General features: G+C 30.4%; 16 protein-coding genes. 2 read left to right on the forward strand and 14 right to left on the reverse strand.

The genetic code is table 11. The features are described 5' to 3' along the window. Positions 1 to 7: 7 nt before the first annotated feature. The 12 genes from ACIJYG_RS04265 to ACIJYG_RS04320 all read right to left on the reverse strand — a co-directional run bounded on the left by ACIJYG_RS04265 (position 8) and on the right by ACIJYG_RS04320 (position 13,777). Positions 8 to 715, reverse strand: a complete 708-nt coding sequence (locus ACIJYG_RS04265; protein ID WP_435095466.1) for a cytochrome c biogenesis CcdA family protein — start codon at positions 713 to 715, stop codon at positions 8 to 10. Continuing rightward, entirely contained in the window at positions 716 to 3,406 is a 2,691-nt protein-coding gene (gene ppc, locus ACIJYG_RS04270) for a phosphoenolpyruvate carboxylase (RefSeq protein WP_435095469.1), read from the reverse strand. Continuing rightward, a complete protein-coding gene (locus tag ACIJYG_RS04275) occupies positions 3,366 to 4,292 on the reverse strand; it encodes an SMP-30/gluconolactonase/LRE family protein (RefSeq protein ID WP_435095472.1) in 927 nt (308 codons plus the stop codon). The genes ppc and ACIJYG_RS04275 overlap by 41 nt, the downstream gene beginning before the upstream one ends. Then, a complete protein-coding gene (locus ACIJYG_RS04280; RefSeq protein ID WP_435095475.1) occupies positions 4,285 to 5,457 on the reverse strand; it encodes a mandelate racemase/muconate lactonizing enzyme family protein in 1,173 nt (390 codons plus the stop codon). The genes ACIJYG_RS04275 and ACIJYG_RS04280 overlap by 8 nt, the downstream gene beginning before the upstream one ends. A 6-nt stretch (positions 5,458 to 5,463) precedes the next feature. Beyond that, a complete protein-coding gene (locus ACIJYG_RS04285) occupies positions 5,464 to 6,306 on the reverse strand; it encodes a fumarylacetoacetate hydrolase family protein (protein WP_435095478.1) in 843 nt (280 codons plus the stop codon). Positions 6,307 to 6,327: 21 nt separating this feature from the next. After that, entirely contained in the window at positions 6,328 to 7,071 is a 744-nt protein-coding gene (locus ACIJYG_RS04290) for an SDR family oxidoreductase (RefSeq protein WP_435095481.1), read from the reverse strand. After that, positions 7,068 to 7,937, reverse strand: coding sequence for an NAD(P)-dependent oxidoreductase (locus ACIJYG_RS04295; RefSeq protein WP_435095484.1), 870 nt, complete (start codon positions 7,935 to 7,937; stop codon positions 7,068 to 7,070). The genes ACIJYG_RS04290 and ACIJYG_RS04295 overlap by 4 nt, the downstream gene beginning before the upstream one ends. Further along, positions 7,937 to 9,250, reverse strand: a complete 1,314-nt coding sequence (locus ACIJYG_RS04300; RefSeq protein WP_435087487.1) for a TRAP transporter large permease — start codon at positions 9,248 to 9,250, stop codon at positions 7,937 to 7,939. The genes ACIJYG_RS04295 and ACIJYG_RS04300 overlap by 1 nt, the downstream gene beginning before the upstream one ends. Before the next feature lies 1 nt (position 9,251). After that, positions 9,252 to 9,821 carry a TRAP transporter small permease gene (locus ACIJYG_RS04305; RefSeq protein WP_051348057.1) on the reverse strand — a complete coding sequence of 190 codons (570 nt, stop codon included), beginning with the start codon at positions 9,819 to 9,821 and terminating at the stop codon, positions 9,252 to 9,254. Between the two features lie 66 nt (positions 9,822 to 9,887). Next, a complete protein-coding gene (gene dctP, locus ACIJYG_RS04310) occupies positions 9,888 to 10,904 on the reverse strand; it encodes a TRAP transporter substrate-binding protein DctP (protein ID WP_435087489.1) in 1,017 nt (338 codons plus the stop codon). Positions 10,905 to 11,031: 127 nt separating this feature from the next. After that, the gene (locus tag ACIJYG_RS04315) at positions 11,032 to 12,000 is read right to left on the reverse strand and encodes a 2-hydroxyacid dehydrogenase (protein WP_435095487.1); all 969 of its coding nucleotides are present in this window, start codon (positions 11,998 to 12,000) and stop codon (positions 11,032 to 11,034) included. A 1-nt stretch (position 12,001) separates the two neighbouring features. After that, a complete protein-coding gene (locus tag ACIJYG_RS04320; protein ID WP_435095490.1) occupies positions 12,002 to 13,777 on the reverse strand; it encodes an IlvD/Edd family dehydratase in 1,776 nt (591 codons plus the stop codon). Positions 13,778 to 13,836: 59 nt separating this feature from the next. Here ACIJYG_RS04320 and ACIJYG_RS04325 point away from each other — a divergent pair, with 59 nt between their 5' ends. Both ACIJYG_RS04325 and ACIJYG_RS04330 read left to right on the forward strand, forming a co-directional pair. Next, entirely contained in the window at positions 13,837 to 15,342 is a 1,506-nt protein-coding gene (locus ACIJYG_RS04325; protein WP_435095493.1) for a UxaA family hydrolase, read from the forward strand. Between the two features lie 14 nt (positions 15,343 to 15,356). After that, positions 15,357 to 16,232: a DMT family transporter gene (locus ACIJYG_RS04330; RefSeq protein ID WP_435095496.1), complete on the forward strand. Its 876-nt coding sequence runs from the start codon at positions 15,357 to 15,359 to the stop codon at positions 16,230 to 16,232. Here ACIJYG_RS04330 and ACIJYG_RS04335 read toward each other — a convergent pair. Then, positions 16,222 to 17,259, reverse strand: a complete 1,038-nt coding sequence (locus ACIJYG_RS04335; RefSeq protein WP_435095499.1) for a Gfo/Idh/MocA family protein — start codon at positions 17,257 to 17,259, stop codon at positions 16,222 to 16,224. The genes ACIJYG_RS04330 and ACIJYG_RS04335 overlap by 11 nt on opposite strands. Positions 17,260 to 17,263: 4 nt before the next feature. Next, the gene (locus ACIJYG_RS04340) at positions 17,264 to 18,247 is read right to left on the reverse strand and encodes an aldose epimerase family protein (protein ID WP_435095502.1); all 984 of its coding nucleotides are present in this window, start codon (positions 18,245 to 18,247) and stop codon (positions 17,264 to 17,266) included. Between the last annotated feature and the right edge of the window lie 2 nt (positions 18,248 to 18,249).

The following is an 18,249-nucleotide window of genomic DNA, read 5'->3' on the forward strand; positions in this document are numbered from 1 at the left end:
AATAATCTTAACCGAAATTTTGCATAAAAGGAAAAATTTTAATTATATAGAAACCAACAGCTTGCAATTGATTTGTTAAAATTAATATTCCTGTAATTAAAAGAATAATTCCACCAATTTTAGATATTAAATTTATGTTTTTCTTAAAATTTTTTGAAAATAATAGAAATTTTTGAATTAAATAACCTGATAAAACAAAAGGTATTGCAAGACCGATGGAATAGAAGCTTAATAAAATAATAGCTTTCGACAAAGTTTCTTCAATAGAAGCTAAAGCTAATATTGATCCTAGAATTGGTCCAATACATGGTGTCCATCCAAAACCAAAAGCTAATCCTATTGTATAAGGAAATAAAATATTTTGTGATTTTTTTGCCTCAAATCTTTTCTCTAAATTCAGATAGCCAATGTTAATTAGCCCAATCAATTGTAAAGAAAAAATTATTATTACAATTCCTGCAATTATTCTTAAAGTTTCAGAATTTTGCAAAAGTGTTTGACCTAAAAAAGATGCTGATGCTCCTAAAATGATAAATACGGTTGAAAAACCAAAACAAAATAAAATTAAAGGTAGTATATTTATTTTTTTTGATTTTAAAATTTCCTGTAATGACTGACCAGAGATAAAAGAAACATACCCAGGTATCAAAGGTAAAACACAAGGAGATAAAAAACTAATAAGTCCAGCTCCAAAAGCTATTAACAATTCAATCATTTATCCTGTATTTTTCATGGCCGCAGATATTCCAGCTATAGATGTCATTAACGCATCATCTAGAAATTTTTTATCTAATTTTTTATATTTTTTATTATTAAGTTTATTCATAACATTAGCCTGCAATATATTTAACATTTCTGTATAATTATTTCTTATAAATAATGCTTTTCTAAATTCTTTTCTCTCTTTAATTACTTCTTTTGGGGTAATTTTATTGTGTAATTCAACTAATGCTTTGAATTGAAATCTCAATTTTTTACCAATTCTTCTTAATGCTTTGTCTGCTAAATTATTTTCATAAATAATTGAAATCTCTGGGTCTACTTTTGAAATAACCATGTCTAATATATCCATTGTTGAGATAAAATAGGGCCAGTTTTTTTCCATATCAGTTAATGTTTTGGAATATTTTTTAATTGATCCATATCTTAGTGCTTCAGTGGTTCCTAACCAAGCAGGTAACATTAATCGAATTTGAGTCCATGCAAAAACCCACGGGATAGCTCTTAGACCTTGAATATTATCAATATTTTTTCTTTTGGTAGGTCTTGATCCAATTGCAAGCTTACCAAGTGATTTGTGTGGAGTAACAGTTTTAAAATATCTAATAAAATCCTCACTTTGATTAAGGTTTTTTCTGTAAGCTGATGTTGAAATTTCTGACATTTTTTCAATTAGATTTCTCCAATTTTTTTTAGATTTTGGTGGAGGGTTTAATGAAGCATCCATTACAGCTCCTATATAACTACAAAGGTTATATTCTGCTAATGGCTTGTATCCGTACTTTTGTTGAATAACCTCTCCTTGATCAGTAATTCTAATTTTTCCATTAACAGTATTTGACGGTTGAGATTTTAGCGTTGCTTGAATGGGGCCACCACCTCTGCCTGCAGAACCGCCTCTACCATGAAAAAATACTAAGTCGATCTTGTATTTTTTTGCAAGGTTTCTAAGTTCTTCTTGAAGCTTATATTGATGCCAACTTGCAGATAATTTTCCTGCATCTTTACTAGAGTCTGAATAACCAATCATTACCTCTTGTTGGTTTTTAATAAGTTTTCGATACCATGGTAATTTAAAAAGGTTTTCCATTACACTTTTAGCATTTTTTAAATCATCCAAAGTTTCAAAAAGAGGTACAACTCTTAATAGTTCATTAGCTTGGGTTTGTTTTTGTAAAAAATAAACCGCTAAAATATCTGATGCCTTTGAAGTCATTGATATCACATAAGCACCGAGACATTGAGAAGGTTCATTTGATATTTGTTTAAAAGTATCCCAAACTTCTTTGTTTTCTTTATTTCTAATATTTAATTTTTTCAAAAAATATTTTTTTTGTTTAATTAAAGAATTAAGATAATTAATTTTTTTATCTTCACTAAAATCAGAAAAATTAATCTTAAATTTATTTTTTAATATTTCATTTAACAATTGGTCATGCCTAGATGACTCCTGTCTAATATCAAGTCTGGCTAAATTAATACCAAAGCATCTCACTCTTCTTATTAAATCTAACAAATCAGAATTAGCTATATACTGTGAATTATTTGAATTTAATGACTCTCTTATATCTCTGAGTGGTTTTAAAATTTCATTTTTATCTTTTAATAATTTACTTTCATCAAGTCGTTCATTTTTGTTTAAATGATTTTCAATTGCTTGATAAGTAGTCCTAATTTTATCTCTGATTGGTCTTAAATAAACCCTATAAGGTTCGAAAGTTTTGCCTGTTACTTTTCTAATTTTAGAAGAGCATTCTTTCATAGATAAATCTTGTATTAATTTAGTTAATTCTTTTTCATATAATTTTGCTGCTTGCCATCTAGAAAAAAGGATTGCTTTTTTTGTTACTTTAGCCGTGACATTTGGATTTCCATCTCTATCTCCCCCCATCCATGAGCCAAATTGAATGGGATTAAAACCTCTTGGCAAATCTTTTTTTAAATTTTTTCTAAAGATATCATTTAGTCTTTTATAAACTTTAGGAATTGTGTCCCATAAGCTATCTTCTATAACAGCTAACCCCCATTTTGCTTCATCCAATGGAGATGGCTTTGATCTTTTGAGCTCATCTGTTTTCCATATTATTGTGATTTGGGTATAGATTTGTCTGTCTATCTCTGTAATTTTTGTGGGATATCTTTTATATAAATGTCTTTGCTCCATTAAATCGATTAAATTTGCATATTTTTGAATCAATGTTCTTCTTTTAACTTCGGTTGGATGGGCAGTGAGAACAATGCCAATATTCAAATTTTTAGCTTGTTCATATACCTCATTATTTGAAATTTTTTTATTTTTAAAAAGCCCTTCAATTATTTCTTCAATAAATAAATTTTGATTTTTATTTTTAAAATAAGGATTGTTGTACTCATTAAGTTTTCTAGATGCATCAAGGGACTCAGCCAGATTCATTAAATTTAATATGTGTAAAAACGCTCTTGTAATTTTAAATGTTTGTTCAGGTGAAAATTTTTTAATTTTATTTGAAATCTTTAAAAAAACTTTATTCTTTTGTTTGTCCAATAACGTGTCTTTAGATAACAATCTAAGACTTTCTACTATTTTAAAAAATATTTCTCCTTCTTGATCCTTGATTACCTTACCAAGAATTGTACCTAAAAATCTAATATCCTCTCTTAAAAGTTTAGTTGGAATTCGTTCGTAATAAAGATCTCTTTTTTTCATTACTGAATATAAATTTTTTTTGTAAAATTCCTTTCATGTTAGTTTTTACACTAAAAAGGAATCCTGAGTATCTATATTTTAGCAAATCTGCTTTGCTCATACCTTTTGTGGCTGTAGTGATAAAAATTTCACTATTATTATGTCCTCCAAATGCACAATTTGTAATATTTTTTGCAGGCAAATTTATTTTATGTATTAATTTAGCATTTTTGTTAAATACCGAGACACAAGCACCATGAAAATGTGCAACCCAGAGATTTTTATATTTATCCAATGTCATGCCATCTGGAGAACCATCTTTTATTGAAAATCTCTTGAATATTTTTTTTCTAACAATGTTGTTCTTTTTATCAATTTTTATTTTATAGATTATTTTTTTTGAGCTATCAGTGTGGTAAAAATTATATTCATCAATAAATGCAGGCCCATTTGTAATTCTATAATTCTTATCCACTTTTATTAAATTCAAATCTTTATCTAATTTATAAAGTGAGCCTTTTTCAATTTTTCTTTCAAGATTGTCCATAGTACCAAACCATAAATTTCCTTTTGGATCAGTTTTACCATCATTAATTCTATTTAATTTTATATCTTTTTCTATTAAAATACTTTTAATAATTTTTTTGGTTTCAATATTTTGGATTCTTAATTCTCCCTGAAGACCTAAAATAAAAATATTACCTTTAACATGGGCCAAAAAACCAATTTCTTTATTAACTTTATATTTTTTCTTTTTATTATTTTTTATATTTAAAGAAAAAAAAATTTTCTTTTTAATATCTACAAAATAAATTGAGTTGTGCTCTTTAACCCATAAGGTTCCTTCACCCAATTTACATCTTAACTTCCAAAGTACTTCAGGCACTGTAGTTTTAATTTTATTCATTAATTTCAAATTCTTTAATAAAGTCATTATTTGGTGTTACGCCAATACCAGCATTGTCTGTAACGGCAGCCAATCCATCATTTTGTTTTACTTGATCTAATATTGAAAAATCCTCAGTTGGTAAATCTGTAATAAAAATATTCTTTTCTGTAGTATCAAACTCCAGCATTGCTTTTGATGGAAATAATCCTCCTGGCATATCAGGTTGAGCTGTTAATAAATGCAAATTAACTGCAATACTTACTGCTGATCCCCATACATGATTTATAACAGGAATAAAATTAGCTTGTGCTAGCGCTGATATTTTTAAATATTCTGTGATTCCACCTAAACCACAAACCTCTGGCTGAGCTATATCTATGCATTTGTTTTTTATTAATTCATTCCAACCATATTTTGTAAATTCTGCTTCTCCTCCAGCAATATTAGTATTTATTTTATGTTTTAATTCTTTATATCCCTCATAATCTTCAGGAGCTACAGGCTCCTCAAACCAAAATATATCAAGTTCATCCAACCCTCTTCCAACATATAATGCATCGTTTAAATTATAGGCATGATTGGCATCAACCATTAACTTAAAATCTATACCAATTTCTTCTCTAACCGCTTGAACTAATTTCAAGTCATCTTTTGGACCCAGTCCAACTTTCATTTTCATTGCTTTAAAGTTTTTGGATTTGATTTGTTTTGCTTCTTCCTTGAAAAGCTCAATCAATTCATTAACTGATTTATTTTGCAACATCATTCCATAACCATATACTGGTATTTGGTTATTACATTTGCCACCAATTAATTGATAAAGTGGCATATTTGTTTTTTTTCCTAAAATATCCCATAGAGCGATATCAACACCTGATAAAGCTTGGATTGGCATTCCTTTTTGACCACTATCCCTAAGTAAATTATATACTTTTTGCCAAATAAACTCTTTATTCATTGGATTTTCCCCAACGATTAAAGGCTGAATAACTTTTTCAACTATAAACTTATTAGCTAAAGCAATATTACCAGGTCCAAAACATTCTCCCCAACCTGAAATTCCTTCATCGGTTTGAACTTCAACGAGGTGAGTAGCTCTATGTTTATAGTACTGCTGTGAATAACCTAGCTCTTTATCTAACTCATATTTAAGCACATGACTTTTAATAGAAGTTATTTTCACAATTTATTATAAAGCAACTACTTTCGAGTTTTGCTCACCTAAATTTTCTATTGATAGTTTCATTGTGTCTCCTGCTTTTAAAAACTGCTGAGGCTTCATTCCCATACCAACACCAGGGGGAGTTCCAGTAGTTATTATATCGCCAGGTTGTAAAGACATAAATTTGCTCACATAGGAAACAATTACATTTACATTAAATATCATTGTACTTGTGTTACCAGTTTGCATTCTATTGCTATTGACATCTAAACTCATTTTTAAATTATTAATGTCAGATATTTCATCTTTTGTAACAAGGTATGGTCCAATAGGACCATAAGTATCATGAGATTTTCCTTTAACCCATTGACCCATTTTTTCTATTTGCCATTCTCTTTCACTTACATCATTAACTAAGCAATATCCTAAAATGTGATCTTGAGCTTTATCCTCTGAAATATGTTTTGCTTCTTTACCGATTATAATTCCAAGCTCAACTTCCCAATCTAATTTCTTTGATCCATTTACAATTTCAACATCATCGTTTGGACCAGCTATACAACTAGTTGCTTTCATAAACATTATAGGTTCAGATGGAACTTCCGCACCAGTTTCAGCAGCATGATCAGAATAATTAAGACCAATAGCTACAAATTTACCTGGTTTTGTTATACACGAACCAATTCTTTCACTTGAAGACAGTTCTGGTAATGAAGATAAATCTACATTTTGTAATTTTGATATAGTCTCAAAATTCACGTGATCAGGGTTTAAATCCCCAATATGTGAACTAATATCCCTAATTTTACCTTCTTTATCTAATGCTGCTGGTTTTTCACTTCCTTTTTGCCCTACTCTTAATAATTTCATAATTTTCCTTTTTTTTATTAATTAAATTGAAATTCCACCATCCACTGAAATTGTTGTTCCAGTTGTAAATGTTGCATCATCACCTGCTAGATAAACAGCTACAGCAGCAATTTCTTCTGCTGTCCCTAATCTTCCCATAGGTTGTCTAGCTATAAAATCTTTTTTTGCTTGAACTGGATCTGGGCTTTGATTTACTCTGTCTTGCCACGATGGTGAAAATACTGTTCCAGGTGCAATTGAATTACATCTTATATTTTGTTTCACAAAGTCTGCTGCTATTGATTTAGTCAAACCAATAACCGCTCCTTTTGTAGTTCCGTAAACAAATCTATTTGGAAATCCCTTTAAACTTGAAGCGCATGATGAAACGTTAATTATACTTCCACCATTTTGTTTAACCATTAAAGGCAAAATTGCTTTACACATTTGATACATAGATTTGACATTTACATCAAAAGAAAAATTCCAATCTTTATCCTCACATTCAAGAATGCTACCATGATGAACAAATCCTACTGCATTAAATAAAACATCAACTTTATCCAAACTTTTTACAAATTCTAAAATCGCATTATTATCTGTTGAGTCAAGCGTTTGAACATTAATATTAGGATACTCTTTATTTAAATCAGCAAGGGTTTTGTCGTTTAAATCTGTTGCGGTAACATTTGCTCCTTCATTATGAAATGCAATAGCAGTAGCTTTTCCAATTCCTTGACCTGCTGCAGTTACTACAATTTTTTTACCTTCTAATCTTCTGCTCATTTTTTATTTATCCTTTCAATTTCTTTATATAGAGAACTATGATCTGTTTCTCCATGGCCATTTTCAACAAGAGTTTTATACATTTCTTTCACTAAATTTGAAATAGGTAAATGTGTGTTAAAACTATTTGCGCACTCTAAGATATTATTCATGTCTTTAAGATGAACTGAAGTTTTTCCTTTTGGAGTAAAATCTTTATCAATCATTCTTTTTCCATGTGTTTGTAGTATTTTACTATCAGCCCAACCACCAGATAACGCTTTAATCATTTTATTTGGATTTGCTCCTGCTTTTTCACAAAGAGTTACAGCCTCTGCAACCGCTCCTATAGTTAGACCAACAATAACTTGATTTGCTAATTTGGAAACTTGTCCACTTCCTGAAGGTCCAACTAACGTTGGATTACCCATAGTTTTAAAAACTTCAATTGCCTCATCAAAAACTATTTGCTCACCACCCACCATAATTGCTAATGAAGCTTCTTCTGCACCAATAGTTCCGCCTGACACAGGGGCATCTAAATAATTTATATTTTTTGATTTTAAGTTATTATAATGTTTTGTTGCAGTAGTTGGTTTTACCGAGCTCATATCAATGACTGTTGAGCCTGACTTTAAATTATCTAAAAAATTGGAGCTACTCATGACGTCATCTATTGCTGTGTCGTCAGTTAACATTGTGATTACAATATCACTATCTCTTACAACGTCATTAATAGTTGATGCGATTTCTGCACCTAACACTTTTAGTGGTTCTGTTTTGTTTATTGATCTATTAAATGCCTTTAAATTATATCCAGCTTTAAGTATATTTTGAGCCATTGGTAGACCCATTAGGCCTATACCTATAAAACCAATCTTTTTCATTATTTGGGCTTAAACTCGTGGAAATTTTGCGTAGTAAATTCTGGAAAGAACATTACACACGCTAAAACAATTAGTTGAATTAAAATGAATGGACCAAATCCTCTAAAAATATCTGTCAATGATATGTGTGGAGGAGTAACTGATTTTAAATAAAATGCTGCAGGACCAAATGGTGGGCTTAAAAATGAAACTTGCATATTTACACAAAATAAAATCCCAAACCAAATAGGATCAAAACCAAGAGCTAAAACTATTGGCAAAAATACAGGCATTGCTAATAAAACAATTCCAACCCAATCCATAAACGCACCTAATATTAAGAACATTATTTGCATCATAAAAATTAAGTACATTGGTTTTAAATCATAACCTAAAATTAACTCAGCAACGTATGTTGGGCCACCTGCTAACGAGTAAGCTCCAGCTAAAGTTGTTGCGCCAAATGTAATTGTTAAAATTGTTCCAGATGCTTTAAAAGTTCTAACTAAGGCATCTCTAAATAAAAACCATGTTAATTCTTTTCTAAAGAAAATTATAATCAATGTAGCAACAACACCCATACCTGCTGCTTCAGTAATTCCAGTGATACCAGAATAAATTGAACCCAAAACAATTACCACTATAGCAATTGGAGGAAGCAGACCTGGAAGGTATGACATCTTTTCTTTAAAAGTTAAAGCTGGTTCATCACTTATCGGCGCAAGATGAGGCTGAAGTCTTGTTCTAACAAGAATATAAGTAATAATTAAACCTGAAATCATTAATCCAGGAACTATTGCTTCTTGAAACAACATTGTAATAGAAGTTTGAGTTGTTAATCCATAAATAATTAAAACAATGGATGGCGGTATCATTGTTCCTAAAGATCCAGATGCACAAATAATACCAATGGACATATCTTGATCATATTTAAGTCTCAACATTTGAGGAAGCGCAATCAATCCTAGTAAAACTATTTCTCCTCCAATAATTCCACTCATAGCTGCCATGATTGTTGCCATTATTGCTGTTACAACACCTACTCCACCTCTAGTTTTTCTAAGCCAAGCATTTAAAGCATCATAAAGGTCTCTCGCTATGTTAGAGCGTTCAAGCAAGGAAGCCATAAATATAAATAAAGGAACAGATAAAAATGAATAAGTTACTACAAGCGAATAATATCTTGAAAGTAAAATTCCAAGTGCATGCTCACCAATATTTGCAAATACCACTACGGCAGCCATAAAACCAGAGGCAAAGCCAAGTGGAACACCTATTGAGATAAGTGCAAGTAAGCCAAATATAACTATTAATGAAAGTGCTCCTATTTCCATATTATTTCAAATCTTTAGATGGGTCGTATTGTTTTTCTTTTGGATTTTTCCAATCCACTATTAAGTTATTTACTGATTGAACCGCAATAAGAAACACACAAATCAGTGTAAGTGGTTTCATGGTAGCAGGTATAGGAGGATCCCAAAAAGTTGCAAATCTTTCCCATGTTACAAATGATCTATGCGCGTCTTCCCAACCTCCATAAATGACAGCAGCAGCAAATATGACTATTACTAATGTGCTTATTAAATCAAAAATCCTTTGAGTTGGTCTTTCTACATAATCATAAAGCATCACAATTCTAATATGACTTCTAAGTCTTGTTGCATATATCCCACCAACTAAGTAAATAACCCCTGCTAACCATAAGCATAGTTCATTTACCCACATAGTTGGTTTTTCCATAATATATCTCATAAAAATTTCGTACATCATCACAATTACAATGACTGGTATTAAATATTTAATTGTATGACTTATGAATAAAGTAATTCTATCTATCCAATTGATTGGAAAATCATCTTTGCTTGCAACTTTTTCTGTTTGTTCTTGTAAGGACTTATCAAGCATAATTTTTTAAATTTTGAAAAAGAAGGGCCCTTTCAGGCCCTTCAAGATTTTTCTGTATGCCTATAATTATAGGATACCGTTAGCTTTCATGTAAGCTTTGTGCATTTCTATAAGTTGAGCAGCCTCAGGAGATTTTGTCTTCCAAGTTTCCCAAGCTTTTAATGCAGATGCTCTGAACTTAGCTCTCTCTGATGGAGCCCAGTCATGAAGAGTAACACCCATACCTGCTAATTGTTTAACAGCTTCAGCATTTTTTCTCTCAACTAAGCTAGTGATAGTTCTACCAGCAATTTCTATTCCGGCTTTCATAGCACCTCTTTCATGAGCTTTTAACTTTTTCCAAACTTTAGAATTACAAGCTAAGTGGTCAGCTGGCATAGAGTGGAAACCAGGATATGTAGCATATTTATTTTGCTCATAGTGTCCACCTGCAGTGTTAGTTGCTAAACTAGAATAGTCAGCACCATCAATTAGACCGGTTTGTAAAGCAGTTGGAACTTCACCAAAATCCATTACGATTGGTTTAGCACCTAACTCAGCAAAGATCATACTTTCCATTCCTGGAGGTGATCTAAATTTAAAGTCTTTAATAGATGCAACATCTGGAATTGGAACACTTGAAATAAGTGACTCATGTCCAGGTATCCACCAACCAATAAGTGTCATTCCATACTTATTGTATAATGCATCAACCGCATCTTGAGCACCAGGGTACTTTAAGAAATCATATTGTTGATAAGGGTTATCGTATCCACCCATTACATCACCTGCAAATTGAAACGCAGCATTTTTACCAGTTTGGTAACCAGCACCCGTCATATCACAGTCAATAATTCCAGTTTGTGCAGAGTTAAATACTTCTGCAGATTTTCCTGAAACTGATGATGAATAAAACATTTCTACTTTTAAGCTTCCACCAGAAAACATTTCTACGTTTTTAGCGAATTGAGCTGCAACTTCACCATTTGGCGAATTAGCAGTAAAGTGAGTTTCAATCTTTAGTGTTTTTGCATTTGCAGAACCAAATAAAGCAACTGAAACAACAGCTACCGCAGCTATAGTTTTTGATATTAATTTTAACATTATCTTCCTCTCGGTTATGTTTTTAATAATAGGACTAAATCATATTTAATTAAAAATTACAAATTAATCAAAATAATTTGTGTATAGAAATTATATATATTTATTAAATAAACAACTTTAAGTTGTGTTAGACTACTTCTGAGATCAGTGGTTTATTTTCAAAGAAACAAAAAATATTATCAACTGCCATCATGCTCATTGCTAAACGAGTTTCATGAGTAGCACTACCAACATGAGGTAACACAAAACAATTATCTAGCTTCATGTATCTTGCATCTAAATTAGGTTCATTATTAAAAACATCCAAGCCAGCAGCATAAATTTTATTGTTCTGTAGAGCCTCTATTAAAGCATCATCATCAATAGTTGAGCCTCTTGAAGTATTAATCACTACAGCATGCTTTGGTAGCAAATTAATTGTTGCTTTATTTAAAATATGTTTGGTCTCAGCTGTTGCTGGTGTATGAATACTGACAAAATCACATTCAGGCATCATAGATTCTATATCTGAAAAATATTTTGCTCCATCTTCTAGATCAGAAGAAAGTTTGTTTCTATTATAATAAATAATTTTCATTCCAAACGCCTTGGCGCACTTTGCAGCCATTCTTCCTATTCGACCCATTCCAATTATACCAAGTGTTTTTCCTGTAACTGAATTTCCTATCATAAATTTTGTTAAATCAGGTTTTTGATCTTTCCATGTTCCAGATCTTACCAAATTATATGCTTCACCAATTCTTCTTGAAGCAGCTAAAATTAAAAGAATTGTCGTTTCAGCAACAGCTTCGTTTAATACATTTGGAGTATTGGTAACTTTAATATTTTTATCCTCAGCAGATTTAATCGAAATATTATCATAACCTACTCCCACCTGAGCAATAATTTTTAACTTTCCATTTAAATCTTTAAAAAACTCTTCTCCAATTTTATCAAAACCAGTTGATATAAATCCATCATACTCATTAGCCATCTTAATAAGTTCATTGTTTGGAATTGGTTCATCTTTTGAATTAAGCGTTACATCAAAATCTTTTTTTAATTTTTCTTCAGCTATATCTGATAATTTTCTTGTAACTAATATTTTTGGTTTCATATTAATGTGAGTTTCTTGGTGTGCCTTTTTTAGTAGCAATATCTAGATATAGAGATCTGGATTTAATGCAAGCACCATCTTCAAGTTGTCCGACTGTATTTCTAAAAATTTCTTGCCATGGAGTTTGGTTGTCAATTTTAAGAAGTTTCTTTTTCTTTCTTCTTATTTTAAATTCAGCTTGAGAAATTAATAAATCAACTCTTCTTTTATTTAAATCTATAGTCATCTTGTCTCCAGTTTTAACTATCGCTAAATCACCCCCTACAGCAGATTCTGGTGAAACATGAAGGATAGATGGGCTTTCTGAAGTACCACTTTGCCTTCCGTCTCCAAGCGTCGGTAATGCATTAATCCCTTTTTTTAGTAACTTATCTGGTGGTTGCATATTAACAACTTCTGCAGCACCAGGATAACCAACTGGTCCACAGCCTCTAATTATTAAAATTGATTTTTCATCTATCTTTAATTTTTTACTATTTATTCTTTTGTGATAATCCTCTGGTCCTTCAAACACTACTGCTTTACCTGTAAAAACATTTGGTTTTTTAGGGTCTGATAAAAATCTTTCTCTAAATTCTTGGCTAATTACCGAAGTTTTCATTACGGCTGTAGAAAAAAAATTACTTTTCATAACCAAAAATCCTGCTTTTTCTGTTAAGCATTCTTTGAAAGTTTTGATTACACTTCTGTCAACATCTATTTTTCTTTTTAAATTTTGACCAACATTTTTTCCTGATACCGTCATTATATTGGTATGAATTTTTTTATGTTTCATCAATTCTTTCATAATAGCGGGAATTCCACCAGCTCTATAAAAACTTTCCATTAAATATTCACCAGCTGGCTGACAATTGGCAAGCAATGGAATTGCATGTCCTAATTTTTGCCAATTAGATAAATCAAATTTAATTCCCATGTGTTTTGCAATAGCAATTAAATGCGTTGTACAATTACTTGATGCACCTATTGCACTCGCAACCACCACTGCATTTTCAAATGCTTTACGTGTCATAATTTTTGATGGTTTTAAATCTTCATGAACCATACCAACAATTCTTTTTCCAGTTTCAAAAGAAATTTGTTCTCTTTCTCTGTAAGGTGCAGGTATAACTGCACATCCTGTTAAAGACATTCCTAAAGCTTCGGCAACTGAATTCATAGAAGAAGCTGTTCCCATTGTATTGCAATGACCAATGCTTGGAGCAGAAGCGGATACCATATCCATAAACTCATCATAATTAATTTTTCCTTTTGACAACAATCTTCTTGCTTCCCATATAACAGTCCCTGATCCAGATAACTTACCTTTGTAAACACCATCTAACATTGGTCCACCTGATAAAACAATTGCTGGAATGTTTACAGTTGCTGCTGCCATTAAAGCTGCTGGAGTAGTCTTGTCACAACCTGTTGTTAAAATTACTCCATCTATTGGATATCCATAAAGTACCTCAACCAAAGAAAGATAAGATAAATTTCTATCTAACATTGCAGTTGGTCTTTTTCCCGTTTCTTGAATTGGATGTGTGGGAAATTCCATTGGAATACCGCCTGCTCTTCTTATTCCATCCTTTATTCTTTTACTTAAAGACTGAAAATGTCTATTGCATGGTGTTAAATCACTTCCCGATTGAGCTATACCAATGATAGGGTTGCCTGATTGAAGTTCCTTTCTTGTTAAACCATAATTGAGATAACGCTCTAGATATATAGCAGTTTGCTCAGGATCTTTTGGGTTATCAAACCACTGCTGACTTCTTAAATTCTTTTTTTTCATAGTAACAATGTAATAAAATTATTATGGCTTGTTTAAAGTAATATTTATATAATAAAACTGTGAATAATCTAATAGTTTTAAACCAAAATGACAATGTTGGTGTAAGTCAATTTATAATTCCTGAAAAAACTAAAATAGAAGGGCATGATATTAGCACAATAGATCCAATTCCATTTGGTCACAAAGTTTGCTTAAAATCTATAAATAAAGGTGACCCAATAATAAAATATGATCAAATAATCGGTTTTGCTTTAGACAACATAAGACCGGGTGAGCATGTTCATTCACATAATCTAGAATTTAGAGAATTTAAGAGAGATTTTAAAGTAACTAATAAAAAGAATATTATTAATGAAAAAGCAGATACTTTTTTTAATGGCATCTTAAGAGATAATGGTGATGTAGCCACTAGAAATTATATTGGAATTGTAAGTACTGTTAATTGTTCTGCAACAGTGACTAAAATGATTGTAGAAAGAATTAAATATTCCAATATTTTAAAAGATTATCCAAACATTGATGGCATAGTTCCTATTACTCATTCTACTGGATGTGGAATGAATATAGAAAGTGAAGGTATGCAAATCTTTCAAAGAACAATTGATGGATTTAAAAATCATCCAAACTTTTCACATGTTTTTGTAATAGGTTTAGGATGTGAGTGTGCCCAAGTAAGTTTGTTTGATGAGTCATTAAAAAAACATAACAGAATTCACTTCTTAACTATTCAAGATGAAGGTGGGACAAAAAAGATCGTAGAAAAAGTATTATCTCAAATTAAAAATTTGCTGACTGAAGCAAATAAAGTTGAAAGAAAATCTCAATCAGTAAATCATTTAACGCTCGCTTTGCAATGTGGGGGATCTGATGGATATTCAGGAATTACTGCAAATCCTGCACTAGGTGTTGCTGCAGATCTTTTAGTTAAAAAAGGCGGGAGCTCAATATTATCTGAAACACCTGAAATATATGGAGCTGAACACTTGCTGATTAATAGAGCTAACTCACAGGAGACAGCAGATAAATTAATAAAAAGAATTGAATGGTGGAAAAATTATACCTCAATTAATAATAGTTCGATGGATAACAATCCTGCGCCAGGAAATAAAAAAGGAGGTTTGACTACAATTTTAGAAAAATCTTTAGGAGCAGTTGCTAAAGGAGGCAACTCCATACTTCAAGATGTTTTGATGTATGCAGAACCTCTAAAAAATAGAGGTTTTAACTTTATGGATTCTCCTGGCTATGATCCTGTATCCGTAACAGGTCAAGTAGCATCAGGAGCAAATGTAATTTGTTTTACAACAGGTAGAGGTTCATGTTTTGGATGTAAACCAGTTCCAAGTTTAAAACTCTCAACTAATTCAGCCATGTATGAAAAAATGTCAGAAGATATGGACATCAACTGTGGAACAATTGCTGAAGGTGAAGAAAAAATAGAAGAAGTAGGACAAAAAATATTTGAATTAATAGTAAACACAGCATCAGGAAATAAATCAAAAAGTGAGATCAACGGCTACGGTGACGAGGAATTTAATCCTTGGCAAGTAGGCGTGGTAATGTAATAGAGATCTTCATTGTGCCTCAACAAAACCCTTTATTTAACGTAATTTTATTAGCTGCTGGTGGATTTTTTATGTTTGTTTGTATGGATTCTACAGCAAAATATTTAGGTACCGTGATGCCTGTTACTCAAGCAATTTGGGGAAGATTTTTTTTTCACTTAGTGTCTCTAATCATATTTTTTTTAATTTTTAAACCAAAAGTAAATTTGAAAAAAAATTTTAAACTTCAAATAATAAGATCCTTATTGATGGTGACTGCCACAACATTCATGTTTTATTCTTTACAGAAATTTGACTTAGTAGATATATACGTTGTTTTCTTTTCTGCACCTTTAATAGTTTCGTTACTATCTGCATATTTTTTAAAAGATATCTTATCTTTTAAGGGAATAATATTAATGCTTCTAAGTTTTGGTTCGATTATCTACTCATTAGGACCAAGTATGAAAATATTTAGTTTAGACTTAATTTTTCCTATTGTGCCTCCGATTTGCTGGGCTCTTTATCAATTTTTTACAAAAGTTGTATCTTCTGATAACGAACCTTTTGCATCAATTTTTTATACATCAATTTTAGGAGCAATTATTTTTAGTATTTTTATATCTTTTAATTGGGTGCCTTTAGAAAAAAATATTTATTGGCTTTATTTAGTATTACTGGGTACCGCAGGATTTGTAAGTCATTCATTAATAATTTATGCAATACAATTATCTAACTTATCATTTGTTACAAATTTTCAATATTCACAATTAATTTGGTCTACAATTGTAAATTTCCTTATTTTTGGTGTACCTTTTGACTATAATAAAATTGTAGGTGTAATTGGAATTATTATATTTGGGCTGTTATTTATTCGTACAGAAGGCGATAAGGATAAAGTTAAAGTCTAATTTTTTTTCCAAACTTTGCACTTTTTGTAATTGCTGCAAAAATTTTAAGTGAAACCAAACCATCATTACCATTAACTTTTGGGTGAATTTTTTTACTTACTACATCAGCGAAATGGTTTATTTGGTTAATAAGTGTATTATCATCTTTTTTGTTAATATCTTCTTTTACTAATATCTTTTTCCACCAACTTCTTTCTTTTTTGTAAAACCAATTTTTTAAATTTGGGAATTGTAAAGATCCTTTAGTTCCACCAATCATATAAGCTGACTGATTAGTTATTGGATAGACAGGATTTTCACCTGCAGTTAGTTCATAGCTCCATGGAGCAACAATAGTATCAGAAATATTAAGAGTGCATAATGCACCAGATTTAAAAACTAAACTAACTGTTGCTGTATCTTCTACTTTAAATTTTCTATTTTTATTTGTGGTAAAGGCTTGAACATATTGAATTGGACCCAACAGATAACAAATCATATCAATATCATGGACAAGATTAATCCCTAAAGGACCCCCGCCTTTACTTGTTCTCCATTTTTCTTTGTAATATTCTTTATGTTTATAAAGCCAGCACAAAACATTTGCAGATACAATTTTGCCCAATTTTCCAGAAGAAATAATGTCTTTTACTTTAGATACAATTGAATTGTGTCTTCGATGATATCCTATCAATAAGGGTGTTTTGTTCTTTTTTGAACTATCAATAATCTTCTTGGCAGATTTAATATTATCTGAGATTGGTTTTTCTAACAAAACAGGTATTTTTTTTTTCAAGAAACTAACTGTATGTTTTTCATGTAGTTGATTAGGTGTTGAAACAATTACGGCATCTAAATTTTTAGATTTTAAAACTTCTTCAACATTAGCGTAAAGAGGAATTTTAAATTTTTTAGATAGGTTGGTTGCGTTTTTACTAATATCAACAATTGAGTGCAGTTTTGCTTTTTTTGATTTTGATATAGCTTTAATATGCTGAAGACCCATTAAACCAGTACCAACGATAGATATATTAATTTTTTTTTTCATGTTCTTAACTAACTTTAATTTTTGTAAAATGTTTATACAGTTTATTTGGTTTTATTAAAGTACTTGGAAAATTTTTTCTATTTGGAGTATCTGGATAATATTGAGTCTCAAGACAAATCCCCTGGTAAGGAAATAATTTTTTTTTATATTTAAGACTTTGACTTGTGTATAATTGGACACCAGGTAAACTTGAATAAATATCAAGTTTAATTTTACTATAATCATTTTTTAATGATGCTACGAAATTATTATGGTTTTTATTAACACAAAATGTCAAATCAAAACCAGACTGATTAATTGTATTAGAAATTTTTTTAATAGTATTGTTAGTAATTAATTTAATTTTCTCCCCCAAATTTTCATAATATTTAAAATTATTAATTGTATTCTTGGTTCTTTTTATTTTTCCAGTTGGTATCAATTTTTTATTTACCACCAGATACTTATCTGAATTTATTTTTAATTTATGATTAAAAATATTATTATTTTTTTTATAATTAAGATTCCAGTAACTATGATTAGTTAAATTAACATGTGTAAATTGATCTGAGATATATTCATATCTAATATTTAAAATTTTATCGTTAAGTTCGTATATACATTTGATATCTAAATTACCTGGAAATCCTTGATCTAAATGTTTGGATTTAAGCTGATAAACAATCTTGTTTTTAGTTTGATTAATTTTTTTCCAAACAAATCTATCAAAACCCTTTTTCCCTCCATGAAGAGTATTAATTCCTTCGTTTTTATTTAAATAATATTTTTGTTTATCGATTTGAAACTTTGAACCAGCAATTCTACCTGCAAATCTTCCACATGTTGCTCCTACATACAAGCTTTTGTATTTGTAACCGCTTATTGAGCCTAAATTTAAAATTAAATTAGTTTTTTTTTTCTTATGAAAAACTTCATAAACAGTAGCGCCAAGATTGATTGTTTTTACTCTTAAAAATTTATTTTCAATGACAGAACTTTTTATTTTCACTC

This window comes from Candidatus Pelagibacter bacterium nBUS_27 (assembly GCF_051200985.1).
Taxonomy (GTDB): Bacteria; Pseudomonadota; Alphaproteobacteria; order Pelagibacterales; family Pelagibacteraceae; genus Pelagibacter.